The sequence below is a fragment of the Micromonospora parastrephiae genome (assembly GCF_016802865.1).
In the GTDB taxonomy this organism is placed as follows: domain Bacteria; phylum Actinomycetota; class Actinomycetes; order Mycobacteriales; family Micromonosporaceae; genus Micromonospora; species Micromonospora parastrephiae.
Genome location: NZ_JAEVHM010000039.1, coordinates 1 through 13,091 on the forward strand (window position 1 = coordinate 1; position 13,091 = coordinate 13,091).

Consider the following 13,091-nt stretch of genomic DNA (forward strand, 5'->3'; position numbering starts at 1 on the left):
CCGGCGGAGGGATCAAGCCTGACCGCCCGGAGCCGGGGAGGTCGCCCCAGCCCCCGCACCGCAACAAGCACGGGCCCAAGCGCCCGACCGCCCAGCCCTGCACCGCAACAAGCACAAGCCACAAATGCCCGACGCCGCATCCACAGCAGCGGGTACGGCGGTCCGGGTGGGGCGGCGTCAGGAGCCGGGGGTGTCGCCGCGGATGGTGGTCGCCTTGAGGTAGTCGCGGTTGAGTCGACCGATGGTGTTCAGCGGGATGCCCTTCGGGCAGGCCACCGTGCACTCACCGGCGTTGGTGCAGCCGCCGAAGCCGGCCTCGTCGTGCGCGTCGACCATGCCGATCACCCGGGTGTAACGCTCCGGCTGGCCCTGGGGCAGCAGCGAGAGCTGGGTGAGCTTGGCGGCGGTGAAGAGCATGCCGGAGCCGTTCGGGCAGGCCGCCACGCAGGCACCGCAGCCGATGCAGGCCGCCGACTCGAAGGCGCGTCCGCGTTGGCCTTGGCGACCGGGGTGGAGTGCGCCTCGGGCGCGCTGCCGGTCGGGGCGGTGATGTAGCCACCGGCGGCGATGATCTTGTCGAAGGCGTTCCGGTTGACCACCAGGTCCTTGACGACCGGGAAGGCGCTGGCCCGCCACGGCTCGATGTCGATCGTCTCGCCGTCCTTGAACTGCCGCATGTGCAGCTGGCACGCCGTGGTGCCGCGCTGCGGTCCGTGCGCGTCCCCGTTGATCATCAGGCCGCACATGCCGCAGATGCCCTCGCGGCAGTCGTGGTCGAACGCCACCGGGTCCTCGCCGGCGAGGATCAGCCGTTCGTTGAGCACGTCGAGCATCTCCAGGAACGACATGTCCGGGGACACGTCGTCGACCGGGTAGGTCACCATCCGACCCTTGTCCTCAGGGCCCTTCTGGCGCCAGATGCGCAGGGTCAGGTTCACTTGTAGCTCCGCTGCGTGGGGTGGACGTATTCGAACTTCAGGTCTTCCTTGTGCAGCACCGAGGGCTCACCGGTGGCGGTGAACTCCCAGGCCGCCACGTACGCGAACCGGTCGTCGTCGCGCTGCGCCTCACCGTCGGGGGTCTGGTGCTCGGCCCGGAAGTGGCCGCCGCAGGACTCCTCGCGGTGCAGGGCGTCGATGCACATCAGCTCGGCCAGTTCGAAGAAGTCGGCCACCCGGCCGGCCTTCTCCAGTGACTGGTTCAGCTCCTCGCCGGTGCCCGAGACCTTGACCCGCTGCCAGAACTGGTCGCGCAGGGCACGGATTTCGTCGATGGCCTTGCGCAGGCCGGCCTCGCTGCGCTCCATGCCGCAGTGCTCCCACATGATCTGGCCCAGCTCCCGGTGGAACGAGTCCACGGTCCGGTCGCCGTTGACGGCCAGCAGCCGCCGGATCCGGTCCTCGACGTCGGTACGCGCCTCGACCGCTGCCGGGTGGCTGGCGTCGACCTTGTCGAGGGGGCCGGAGGCCAGGTAGTTGGCGATGGTGGTGGGCAGCACGAAGTACCCGTCGGCCAGGCCCTGCATCAGCGCGGAGGCGCCGAGCCGGTTCGCGCCGTGGTCGGAGAAGTTCGCCTCGCCGATCACGAACAGGCCGGGAATGCTCGACTGGAGGTCGTAGTCGACCCAGAGGCCGCCCATCGTGTAGTGCACGGCGGGGTAGATGCGCATCGGCACCTCGTACGGGTCCTCGCCGGTGATCCGCTCGTACATCTCGAAGAGGTTGCCGTACTTGGCCTCGATGGCCTTGCGGCCCAGCCGGTGGATCGCGTCGGCGAAGTCGAGGTAGACGCCGAGCTTGGTCGGCCCGACACCCCGGCCCTCGTCGCACACGTTCTTCGCGGCGCGGGAGGCGATGTCGCGGGGGACCAGGTTGCCGAAGGACGGGTAGATCCGCTCCAGGTAGTAGTCCCGGTCGTCTTCCGGAATGTCCTTCGGGCTGCGGTCGTCGCCCTTGGCCTTCGGCACCCAGACCCGGCCGTCGTTGCGCAGCGACTCGCTCATCAGGGTCAGCTTCGACTGGTGGTCGCCGGAGACCGGGATGCAGGTCGGGTGGATCTGCGTGTAGCACGGGTTCGCGAAGTAGGCGCCCTTGCGGTGCGCCCGCCAGGTGGCGGTGACGTTGCAGCCCTTGGCGTTGGTGGAGAGGTAGAAGACGTTGCCGTAGCCGCCGGAGGCGAGCACGACGGCGTCGGCCATCTCGGTGCTGATCTCGCCGGTGACCAGGTCCCGGACGACGATGCCCCGGGCCTTGCCGTCGACGAGGACCAGCTCCAGCATCTCGTGCCGGGCGTTCATCTCGACGCTGCCGAGGCCGATCTGGCGCTCCAGCGCCTGGTACGCGCCGAGCAGCAGCTGCTGGCCCGTCTGACCCCGGGCGTAGAAGGTGCGCTGCACCTGGGCGCCACCGAAGGAGCGGGTGTCCAGCAGGCCGCCGTACTCGCGGGCGAACGGCACCCCCTGGGCGACGCACTGGTCGATGATGTTGACCGAGACCTCGGCCAGGCGGTGCACGTTCGACTCCCGGGAGCGGAAGTCACCGCCCTTGACGGTGTCGTAGAACAGCCGGTGCACCGAGTCGCCGTCGTTGCGGTAGTTCTTCGCGGCGTTGATGCCGCCCTGCGCCGCGATCGAGTGCGCCCGGCGCGGGCTGTCCTGGTAGCAGTAGGACTTGACGTGGTAGCCCTGCTCGGCCAGCGTGGCCGCGGCCGAGCCGCCGGCCAGGCCGGTGCCGACCACGATCACCGTCATCTTGCGGCGGTTGGCGGGGTTGACCAGCTTGGCCTCGAAGCGCCGGGTCTCCCAGCGCCTGTCGATCGGGCCGGCGGGAGCCTTCGTGTCGGCGATCGGGTCGCCCTCGGTGAAGAGTTCCATGTCAGGACACCAATCCGGTGAGAACGGCGAACGGGACCACCAGGTATCCGGCGCAGAGCGCGACGGCGAGGACCAGCGCGGCGTTGCGCGCCCGGCGCTCGCCGCGCGGGGTTTGCTGGCCCAGGCTGCGGAACGCGCTGAAGGCGCCGTGGCGCAGGTGGAAGCCCACCGTGACGATCGCCAGGGTGTAGAAGAGCGTGACGTACCAGCGCTCCGGCGCGAAGTCGGCGACCACGTTTCCGTAGGGGTTGCTGGCGTCGCCCTGAGGGTTCAGGTGACCGGTGGTCAGGTCCAGGATGTGGTAGATCACGAAGAGCAGGATGATCACCCCACCCCAGCGCATGGTGCGGGCCGCGTAGCTGCCCTGGACCTTCTTGCGGTGCGCGTACTTCACGGGGCGGGCGGCGCGTGCGCGCCGGGCCAGCACGGTGGCGGCGACGATGTGCGCCACCACGGCGACGGTGAGCACGATGCGCTGGATCCACAGATACCAGGTGTGGGGCAGCAGTGGCGTGCCGATGTCCCGCAGCCAGTGCGCGTAGTGGTCGAACGAGGTTTCCCCCGTGAAGATCTTCAGGTTCCCCAGCATGTGCACGATGAGGAACAGCACCAGGAGGATGCCCGTCACCGCCATGACGGCCTTCAGGCCGACGTTCGAGCGGATGGGCGACCGAGTTTTCGTGATTACCACAGGAACGACGCTAGGAGGAGATGGATCAGTCGTCCAATGCATCGACCCCGCAGTGTTGATAGCCATAGGCTATGTAGATGCAACTCCATCAGCTCAGGTACTTCGTCGCGGTGGCCGAAGTACGACATTTCACGCAAGCCGCCGACCTCGTGGGCATCACACAGCCCTCTCTCAGTAAGCAAATTCACGCACTGGAGACCGACCTGGGGGCCCCGCTCTTCGAGCGGGTAAGGGGCAACATCGCCCTCACCGCGGCGGGGGAGGTGCTGCTGCCGTTGGCCAAGCGGATCCTCGCCGACGTGGAGACCGCCACCCGGGAGGTGCAGGAGCTGGTGGGGTTGCGCCGGGGGCGCGTCCGCCTCGGTGCCACGCCCAGCCTGGCCACGTCGCTCGCCCCGCCGGTGCTGCGGCGGTTCCGCGACGCGCACCCGACCGTCGACCTGCGCATCGAGGAGGGCGGGTCGCAGGACCTGGTGCGCGACCTGCTCCGCGGTGACCTGGACCTGGCCTTGATCATCATGCCGTCCCAGGGGATCGACCCGGGGCTGCGCGTCGACGAGATCCTGCGGGAGAGCCTCGTCGTCGCCTCGGTGGACGAGGTGCCGACCGCCTCGACGGCCGGGGAGTTGCGCATCACCGACCTGCGCGACCAGCCCATGGTGATGTTCCGCGAGGGGTACGACCTGCGCGACGCCACCATCCAGGCGTGTCGGGAGGCGGGCTTCGAGCCGACCTTCGCGGTGGACGGCGGGGAAATGGACGCGGTGCTCAGCTTCGTCGAGGCCGGTCTCGGCATCGCGCTGGTGCCCGGCATCGTGCTGGCCCGGCGGCCCGGCGTCCGGATCACCCCCCTCGCCCCACCCGGGGTGCGGCGGACCATCGCGGTGGCCCGTCGGCGCGACGTCGTGCCGACGCATGCCGGCCGGGAGCTACGGCGGATTCTGCTCGACTACATACAGTCGGCGATCGAGCGCGACGACCTTCCTCCGGGTGTGGATCCGCGCTGATCCGGCCCGGTATTCGACCCGGTGGGTTAATTCATCCTTAAGGCCGCAGTATCACTGCCGGTGTTGATGACGGTCACCTAAGGTGGGTGCTTGGACGGGGCAAAAGCCCCATTCGTCTCAGCAGAGCTCACCGGTGGGCGTTTCCTCGCCGGCAGGGAGGCCACACATGAGGATCCTGGTTACCGGCGGCGCTGGCTTCATCGGGTCGCATTTCGTGCGCAGTCTGCTCGCCGGGCGCTACGCCGGGTTCGAGCACTGCGACGTGACGGTGATCGACAAGCTGACCTACGCCAGTGATCGGGCCAACCTGCCGGCCGCGCACCCCCGCCTGACGTTCGTGCGCGGGGACATCTGCGACCGGCAGTTGCTCGCCGACGTGATGCCCGGGCACGACGGGGTCGTGCACTTCGCCGCCGAGTCGCACGTGGACCGGTCCATCGACGACCCGGCGCCGTTCTTCGAGACCAACGTGATGGGCTCGCACCACCTGCTGGCCGCCTGCGCGCGCAGTGGTGTCGGCCGGGTCGTGCACGTCTCCACCGACGAGGTGTACGGCTCGATCAGCGAGGGCTCCTGGAACGAGACCTGCGTGCTGGAACCCAACTCCCCGTACGCGGCCTCGAAGGCGGCCAGCGACCACGTGGTCCGCTCCTACTGGCGAACGTACGACGTGGACGTCTCCATCACCCGCTGCGCCAACAACTACGGGCCGTACCAGCACGTGGAGAAGGTCATTCCGCGGTTCATGACCAGCCTCCTCGCCGGCCAGGACATCACCCTGCACGGCGACGGCAGCGCGGTGCGCGAGTGGCTGCACGTGGACGACCACTGCCGGGCCATCGCGCTGGTCCTGGCCAAGGGCCGCGCCGGCGAGGTCTACAACATCGGCGGCGACATCGAACTGACCAACCGGGCGCTCACCGAGCGGATCCTGCGACTGGCCGGCGCCGGCTGGGAACGGGTCCGGCACGTACCGGACCGAAAGGTCCAGGACCAGCGCTACTCGCTCGACTACCGCAAGATCTCCGAGGAGCTCGGCTTCGAGCCGCAGATCCGGTTCGAGGACGGGCTGAGCGAGGTCTTCCACTGGTACCGGGAGAACCCGGCCTGGTGGGCGCCCACCGCCACGGAGCCCCGTGGCGCGGCGCTGACCAGCTCGGTGCGCGGCGTCCCGGCGAGCCGGGCGCTGTCCGTCCAGGCGCACTGACCGGTCCGCGACCCGGTCCGGCCGGCACGGCCGGGCCGGGTCAGCGGCCCTCGGCCTCGTCCATCGCCCGGTAGATCCGCTGCTCCGAGACGGGGTACGGGGTGCCCAGCGCCTGGGCGAACACGTTCACCCGCAACTCCTCGATCATCCAGCGGATCTGCCGCACGGCGGTCTCCTGCCGGCGCGCCGGCGGCAGCGCGGCGAGCAGATCCGCGTACTCCTTCTGCACCACCGCGATCCGGTCCTGCTGCTGGCGGTCCCGCTGCGGGTTGCCGCCCAAGCGGTCCAGCCGACGCTCGATGGCGGTGAGGTAGCGCAGCAGGTCGGGCAGCCGGGCGTACCCGGTCTCGGTGATGAAGCCGGCGTGCACCAGCCCGGCGAGCTGGTTGCGGATGTCGGCCAGCGCGGCCACCACGGCGAGGTTGCGGGTGGCGCCGAGCCGCTGCTCGACGGCGTACGCGGCGGCGAGGACCTTGCGTACCCGGTCCATCACCTCGACCACGGTGTCGACCAGGTCGGCGCGGACCTTCTCGCGCAGCGCCGCGAAGCCCTCGGCGTCCCACGCCGGCCCACCGGCGGCATCGATCAGCCGGTCGATGGCCGCGCCCGCCGCGTCCTCGATCAGCTCCTGCACGCCGCCGTGCGGGTTGCGGCTCAGCGCCAGCTTCGCCTCGTTGCTCAGCCGGCCCTGGAGGAACCGCGCCGGGGACGGCACGGTGAGCCGCAGCAACCGGCGGGTGCCCGCCCAGTGCGCGGCCTCCGCCTCGGCGGGGGAGTCGAACACCTTCACCCCGACGGTGGCACCCTCGTCGACCAGCGCCGGGTACGCGGTCACCGCGTAGCCGGCCCGGACCTGCTCGATGGTGCGGGGCAGCGCGCCGATGCTCCACTCGCGCAGCCCGGTCCGGGCGACCTCCGGCGCGGCGGCCGCCACCACCTGGCGTACCTCCTGGCGGAGCTGGCGTTGCAGGGCCGGCAGGTCCTTGCCCTCGGCGACCGGCTTCTCGTCGTCGCCGAGGACCCGGAAGGTGACCCGCAGGTGGGCCGGGAGCTTGGCCGGCTCCCAGGCGTCGCGGGGCACGGTGACGCCGGTCATCCGGCGCAGCTGGTGGGTGAGCGCGTCCAGCAGCGGCTCCTGGCCGGGGGTGATCGCCGCCAGGGCGGCCCGGGCGAAGTCCGGCACCGGCACGAAGTTGCGGCGCACCGGCTTGGGCAGCGAGCGGATCAGCGCGATCACCAGCTCCTCGCGCAGCCCCGGCACCTGCCAGTCGAAGCTCTCCGCCGGCACCTGGTTGAGCAGCGGCAGCGGGATGTCGACGGTGACGCCGTCGGTCGGCGTACCCGGCTCGAACCGGTAGGTCAGCGGCAGGCTCACCCCGTCGGCCTGCCACTCGTCGGGGTAGTCGTCCTCGTCCACCCCGGTCCGGCCGTCGTTGACCAGCAGGTCGCGGGTGAACGTGAGCAGGTCGGGCTGGTCCCGGCGGGTCTTCTTCCACCACGTGTCGAAATGCCGGCCGGAGACCACGTCGGCGGGGATCCGCTGGTCGTAGAAGCCGAAGATGGTCTCGTCGTCGACCAGGATGTCCCGGCGGCGGGCCCTGCTCTCCAACTCCTCGATTTCCGCGAGCAGTCGCTTGTTGTCGGCCCAGAACTGGTGGTGGGTCTGCCAGTCGCCCTCGACGAGGGCGTGGCGGATGAACAGCTCCCGGCTCAACGTCGGGTCGATCCGCCCGAAGTTGACCTTCCGGGAGGTGACCAGCGGGATGCCGTACAGGGTCACCTTCTCGTAGGCCATCACCGCGGCCTGCTTCTTCTCCCAGTGCGGCTCGCTGTAGCTGCGCTTGACCAGGTGCTGCGCGAGCGGTTCGACCCACTCCGGCTCGACCCGGCCGGCGATGCGGCCCCACAGCCGGGAGGTCTCCACCAGCTCGGCGGCCATCACCCAGCGCGGCGGCTTCTTGAACAGCGCGGAGCCGGGGAACAGCGCGAACTTCGCGCCGCGCGCCCCCAGGTACTCGTGTTTCTGGGCGTCCTTCAGGCCGATGTGCGACAGCAGGCCGGGCAGCAGCGACTGGTGCACCTTCGGGGTGTCGATCTCCTCCGGCAGGTCCGCGCCGCCGCGACGGCCCGCACCCCGGCCGGCGTCGGCGTCCTCCGAGGCGTCGCGCGCCGGCCGCCCGCCGCGCCGGTCACCCTCCTGCGGGGTACGCAGTACCTGACGCAGTTGACCCACGATGTCCTGCCACTCGCGGACCCGCAGATAGTTCAGGTACTCCGCCTTGCACATCCGGCGGAACGCGCTGGAGGACAACGCCCGCTGCTGCTCCCGCAGGTAGCGCCACAGGTTGAGGAAGGCGACGAAGTCCGACTCCTTGTCGGCGAACCGGGCGTGAGCCTGGTCGGCCTGGGCCTGCTTCTCCGCCGGCCGTTCCCGCGGGTCCTGGATGGAGAGCGCTGCGGCGATCACCAACACCTCGGTGGCGCACCCGTTGCGTTCGCCCTCGACCACCATCCGGGCCAGTCGCGGATCGACCGGCAGTTGGGCCAGCCGCCGGCCCAGCGCGGTGAGCCGCTTCGCCGGGTCGGCCTCGGTCGGGTCCAGTGCGCCCAACTCGTGCAGCAGGTTGACGCCGTCGGTGATGTTGCGCCGGTCCGGCGGGTCGATGAACGGGAACGCGGCGAGGTCACCGAGCCCGATGGCGGTCATCTGAAGGATGACCGACGCCAGGTTGGTACGCAGGATCTCCGGATCGGTGAACTCGGGGCGGGACAGGAAGTCCTGCTCGTCGTAGAGGCGGATGCAGATGCCGTCCGAGGTGCGCCCGCAGCGGCCCTTGCGCTGGTTGGCCGACGCCTGCGAGATCGGCTCGATCGGCAGTCGCTGCACCTTGAGCCGGCTGGAGTAGCGGGAGATCCGGGCGGTGCCCGGATCCACCACGTACTTGATGCCGGGCACGGTCAGCGACGTCTCCGCGACGTTGGTGGCGAGCACCACCCGGCGCGAGGTGTGCGCGGCGAAGACCCGGTGCTGCTCGGCGGCGGACAGGCGGGCGTACAGCGGCAGGATCTCGGTGCCGAGTAGCGTTCGCTTCTTCTGTACCAGCTTGCCCAGCGCGTCGGCGGTGTCGCGGATCTCCCGTTCGCCGCTGAGGAAGACCAGGATGTCGCCGGGGCCCTCGGCGGCCAGCTCCTCGACGGCGTCGCCGATCGCCTGGATCTGGTCGCGGACGGTCTCCTCGTCGCCGTCGCCGTCCTCCTCGCCGTCGGCGACCTCGACCAGTGGCCGGTAGCGCACCTCCACCGGATAGGTCCGCCCGGAGACCTCGACCACCGGCGCCGGTACGCCCTGCGGATCGTCGGCGGTGGCCGGCCCGGCGAAGTGCCGGGCGAAGCGGTCGGTCTCGATGGTCGCCGAGGTGATGATCACCTTCAGGTCGGGTCGCCGGGGCAGCAGCTCCCGCAGGTAGCCGAGGATGAAGTCGATGTTCAGGCTGCGCTCGTGCGCCTCGTCGATGATCAACGTGTCGTACTGGCGCAGCATCCGGTCGGTCTGCAACTCGGCGAGCAGGATGCCGTCGGTCATCAACTTGACCAGGCTGCGCTCGCTGACCTGGTCGGTGAAGCGCACCTTGTAGCCGACCACGTCGCCCAGCTCGGTGCCCAGCTCGTCGGCGATCCGGTCGGCCACCGTCCGGGCCGCCAGCCGTCGGGGCTGGGTGTGCCCGATCAGGCCGTGCACCCCGCGCCCCAGCTCCAGGCAGATCTTGGGGAGCTGGGTGGTCTTGCCGGAGCCGGTCTCGCCGGCCACGATCACCACCTGGTGATCACGGATGGCGGCGGCGATGTCGTCCCTGCGTTCGCTGACCGGCAACCCCGCCGGGTACGTGATCACCGGCACCGCCGCCCGGCGGGCGGCCAGCCGCTGCTCGGCCCGGGTCAGCTCGGCGGTGATCTCGGTCAGCGCGGCCTCCCGGCGCTGCGGGTCGCGCAGCTTGCGGGCGCCGTCCAGGCGCCGCTGGAGCCGGCGCTGGTCGCGGAACATCAGGGGCGAGAGGCGGCGGTGCAGCTCGCGTACCGGATCGGTCGCGGCGGAGGCGGCTGGATTCTGCATGTCGTGCCCAAGGATAGGCAGCCCGACGCCGTACCGCCTGTGGGTTACCGCCGCACCGGTCCTTCGGCGCTCGAACGGCCGTCTAATGTTGCGGCCGACGTCGAACTGGGGGGCTGGGATGGAGCTGCGGGACACCGACCGGGCGCTGGTGCAGGCCGCCACGGCGGTCGCCAAACTGCGTTGCCGCAGCCAGAGTCACACCGTCGCGGCGGCAGCCCGGACCGCCGACGGGCGGGTCCTCTCCGGCGTGAACGTCCACCACGGCAGCGGGGGAGCCTGCGCCGAACTTGTCGTCGTCGGCACCGCGGCCACGCAGGGCGTGACGCAGTTGGAGACGATCGTCACGGTGACCGACCGGGGTCGGACGGTCGGTGTGCCGTGCGCCGACTGCCGACAGGTGCTCACCGACCACTTTCCGTCGCTGCGGGTGATCATCGGCGAGCTGGACGCTCTGCGGGTGGCCGGGATCGGCGAACTGCCCGGCTGACTCAGTCGCCGGAAGCCGCCTCCAGCATCGAACGGGGCATCGGCACACCCTCGAACCGCACGTTGCCCTCCGGGACCAGCCAGCTCATGACCTGTGCCACCAGGCGGCCGGCCCGCACGGCCGGATCGTTGGCGTAGAGCCCGCGGGCCTCGTCCGGGGCGATGGAGAGCACGACGAAGCCGCGCAGCCGGTCGTCGTCGGCGTGCAGGAACGGCCCGGTCGCGAGCACCAGTCCCTGCTCCACGAGCCCGGCCTGATGGGCCAGGTGCGCGTCCTGCAACCGGTCGATCGCGTCCTGCGGCAGCTCCGGCGGGTCCGACGGTCGGAGCAGGAGGACGACCGTGTGCTGGTCGAATCGCATGTCCACACCCTATGGCGCGGCTACGTCGCTGTGTCCCTGCCCGGGAGACTGGGGGCGGACGGGCACGAACCGTAGAAGGTGACCCGGATCAAGGCGCGCTCCGACCTGCCGGGCCGCTACGCCGGGCGCCCCGTGGCCGCCTCCAGCGGTATCGACCGAGGCCGGTTAGGTCACTTTCAGCAGGTCGGCTAAGGTTAGGCGAACCTAAGCTCGAACGTGCAGGAGACTCGTGACCACCCTCGCCAGCCGGCCGACCCGGAGTCGGGCCAGCACCCGCACCGGCCGCCGGGTGGTGGTCACTGGCGGGGCCGCGCTGGCGCTGCTGCTCGCCGTGCTGGCCAGCTTCGCGCTGGGCAGCCGACAACTCGGCGTCGACGCGGTCTGGCACGCCGTCGTCGCGCCGGACGGCAGCGACGCGAGCACGATCGTCCGCGAACTGCGCATGCCGCGTACCGCCCTCGGCCTCGCCGTCGGGCTCGCACTCGCCGTGGCCGGTGTGCTGTTCCAGGCGCTCACCCGCAACCCCCTCGCCGAGCCCCGCATCCTCGGCATCAGCGCCGGCGCGTCGTTCGGCGTGGTGCTCGCCATCTCCGTCTTCGGCATCGGCACGCTCGCCGGCTACGTCTGGTTCGGCATCGCCGGGGCACTGATCGCCGGCCTGTTGGTCTTCGCCATCGCCACCCGGGCCCGCGAGGGCGCCAGCCCGGTCACCCTCGCGCTGGTCGGCGCGGCCCTCGACGCCAGCCTCGCCTCCGGGGTGTACGCGCTGCTCAGCATCGACGCCCGCACCTTCGAGGAGTACCGGTTCTGGGTGGTCGGCGGACTGGCCGGGCGGGACCTGTCGGTCACCGCGCAGGTGCTGCCGTTCGTCCTCGTCGGGTTGGCGCTGGCCGCCCTGGTGGCACGAGGTCTCGACGCGCTGGCCCTCGGCGACGACGTGGCCCGCGGCCTCGGACACCGCATCGGCCTGGTCCGCCTCGGTGGTGGCCTCGCCGCGGTGCTGCTGACCGGGGCCGCGGTGGCGGCGGCGGGACCGGTCGCCTTCGTCGGACTGGCCGTGCCGCACCTGGCACGCGCCCTGGTCGGCGCGGACCACCGCTGGACCCTCGCCGTCTCCGCCCTGCTCGGCCCGGCGCTGCTGCTCGGCGCCGACGTCGTCGGCCGGCTCGTCGCCCCGCCCGGCGAGATACCGGCCGGGATCGTCACCGCCCTGATCGGCGCGCCGCTCCTGGCCGTCCTGGTGCGCCGCGCCCGGGTGGTGACCGCGTGACCACCACCCACCGTCCGACCGGCCCTTCGGCCACCGCCTCCGCTGCTCGGCTGCCCGGACGGTCGCTGCTGCGCATCGGGCCGGTCAGCCTGCTGATCCGTCGCCGCGCGGTGCTGGTGGCCGTCGCGCTGACCGTCCTGCTCCTGCTGGCCATGCTGCTCAGCCTCTCCCTGGGCACCCCGTACGTCGCCCCGGCCGACGTGCTGCGCGCCCTCTCCGGCGCCGGCACCCCGTACGACCTCGTTGTCTTCGATCTTCGGTTGCCGCGGGTCGTGCTGGCCGCGGTGGCCGGCGCGGCCTTCGGCGTGGCCGGCACCCTGATCCAGAGCGTGGCCCGCAACCCACTCGCCAGCCCGGACGTCATCGGCATCACCCAGGGCGCCGGCCTCGCCGCGACCGTGGCGCTGACCAGCGGGATGGCCGCCGTCCTGGTGGCGCCCACCGCGCTGGTGGGAGGGCTGCTCGCGGCGGTGCTGCTGTTCGCCCTCGGGGCCCGGCACGGGCTGGCCGCGCAGCGGTTCGTGCTCGCCGGGGTGGCGGTCGCGTTCGGCTTCCGGGCGCTCACCGAGGTGGTCATGCTCACCGCCGACCCGATCGACGGGCTGCGCGCGCAGATCTGGCTGATCGGCACCCTCGCCGGCAAGGGCTGGACCGAGGCCGCCTGGATCGCCGGCACCCTGCTGGTGCTGCTGCCGGTGCTGGCCTGGGCCGGCTGGGCGCTGAACAGCACCGCCCTGGACGACGACACGACCCGGGGCGTCGGGCTGCGCCCGGTGGCCCGCCGGATCGGCCTCGCCGGCGCCGGCGTGGTCGTCGCTGCGATGGCCACCGCCCAGGTCGGCGCCGTCGACTTCGTGGCGCTGGTCGCCCCCCAGGTGGCCCGTCGACTGGTACGCGCCGAACGGCCACCGCTGGTCTGCGCCGCGCTGCTCGGCGCGCTGCTGCTGGTGCTCGCCGACCTGGCCGGCCGGCGGCTGTTCGCACCCACCCAACTGCCCGCCGGCGTGCTGACCGCCGCGATCGGCGGCCCGTACCTGATCTTCCTGCTGCTGCGCGGACGGCGGCGGTCGTCGTGACGCTTCGAG

General features: G+C 71.4%; 9 protein-coding genes and 1 pseudogene. 5 read left to right on the forward strand and 5 right to left on the reverse strand.

What is annotated here, in order from left to right; genetic code table 11:
• Positions 1 to 177: 177 nt before the first annotated feature.
• The 3 genes and pseudogenes from JNW91_RS11135 to JNW91_RS11145 all read right to left on the reverse strand — a co-directional run bounded on the left by JNW91_RS11135 (position 178) and on the right by JNW91_RS11145 (position 3,605).
• A pseudogene (locus JNW91_RS11135) lies at positions 178 to 938 on the reverse strand (succinate dehydrogenase/fumarate reductase iron-sulfur subunit).
• Entirely contained in the window at positions 935 to 2,872 is a 1,938-nt protein-coding gene (locus JNW91_RS11140) for a fumarate reductase/succinate dehydrogenase flavoprotein subunit (RefSeq protein ID WP_203174805.1), read from the reverse strand. The pseudogene JNW91_RS11135 and the gene JNW91_RS11140 overlap by 4 nt, the downstream one beginning before the upstream one ends.
• A 1-nt stretch (position 2,873) precedes the next feature.
• Entirely contained in the window at positions 2,874 to 3,605 is a 732-nt protein-coding gene (locus JNW91_RS11145; protein ID WP_203174806.1) for a succinate dehydrogenase cytochrome b subunit, read from the reverse strand.
• Positions 3,606 to 3,640: 35 nt separating this feature from the next.
• Between JNW91_RS11145 and JNW91_RS11150 the strand changes: the two genes are divergently transcribed.
• Positions 3,641 to 4,570: a LysR family transcriptional regulator gene (locus JNW91_RS11150; RefSeq protein WP_203174807.1), complete on the forward strand. Its 930-nt coding sequence runs from the start codon at positions 3,641 to 3,643 to the stop codon at positions 4,568 to 4,570.
• 166 nt (positions 4,571 to 4,736) lie between these two features.
• Positions 4,737 to 5,777: a dTDP-glucose 4,6-dehydratase gene (gene rfbB / locus JNW91_RS11155; RefSeq protein ID WP_203174808.1), complete on the forward strand. Its 1,041-nt coding sequence runs from the start codon at positions 4,737 to 4,739 to the stop codon at positions 5,775 to 5,777.
• Between the two features lie 40 nt (positions 5,778 to 5,817).
• Here rfbB and hrpA read toward each other — a convergent pair whose 3' ends face one another.
• A complete protein-coding gene (gene hrpA / locus JNW91_RS11160; RefSeq protein ID WP_203174809.1) occupies positions 5,818 to 9,888 on the reverse strand; it encodes an ATP-dependent RNA helicase HrpA in 4,071 nt (1,356 codons plus the stop codon).
• 118 nt (positions 9,889 to 10,006) lie between these two features.
• Between hrpA and JNW91_RS11165 the strand changes: the two genes are divergently transcribed.
• Positions 10,007 to 10,375 (forward strand): cytidine deaminase family protein, encoded by a 369-nt coding sequence (locus JNW91_RS11165; protein WP_203174810.1) that lies wholly within the window; start codon positions 10,007 to 10,009, stop codon positions 10,373 to 10,375.
• A gap of 1 nt (position 10,376) precedes the next feature.
• Here JNW91_RS11165 and JNW91_RS11170 read toward each other — a convergent pair whose 3' ends face one another.
• Positions 10,377 to 10,736, reverse strand: a complete 360-nt coding sequence (locus tag JNW91_RS11170; protein WP_203174811.1) for a YciI family protein — start codon at positions 10,734 to 10,736, stop codon at positions 10,377 to 10,379.
• A 229-nt stretch (positions 10,737 to 10,965) separates the two neighbouring features.
• Between JNW91_RS11170 and JNW91_RS11175 the strand changes: the two genes are divergently transcribed.
• Both JNW91_RS11175 and JNW91_RS11180 read left to right on the forward strand, forming a co-directional pair.
• The gene (locus JNW91_RS11175; protein WP_203174812.1) at positions 10,966 to 12,006 is read left to right on the forward strand and encodes a FecCD family ABC transporter permease; all 1,041 of its coding nucleotides are present in this window, start codon (positions 10,966 to 10,968) and stop codon (positions 12,004 to 12,006) included.
• Positions 12,003 to 13,082, forward strand: a complete 1,080-nt coding sequence (locus tag JNW91_RS11180; protein WP_309244318.1) for a FecCD family ABC transporter permease — start codon at positions 12,003 to 12,005, stop codon at positions 13,080 to 13,082. Before JNW91_RS11175 ends, JNW91_RS11180 begins: the two co-directional genes overlap by 4 nt.
• Positions 13,083 to 13,091 lie beyond the last annotated feature (9 nt).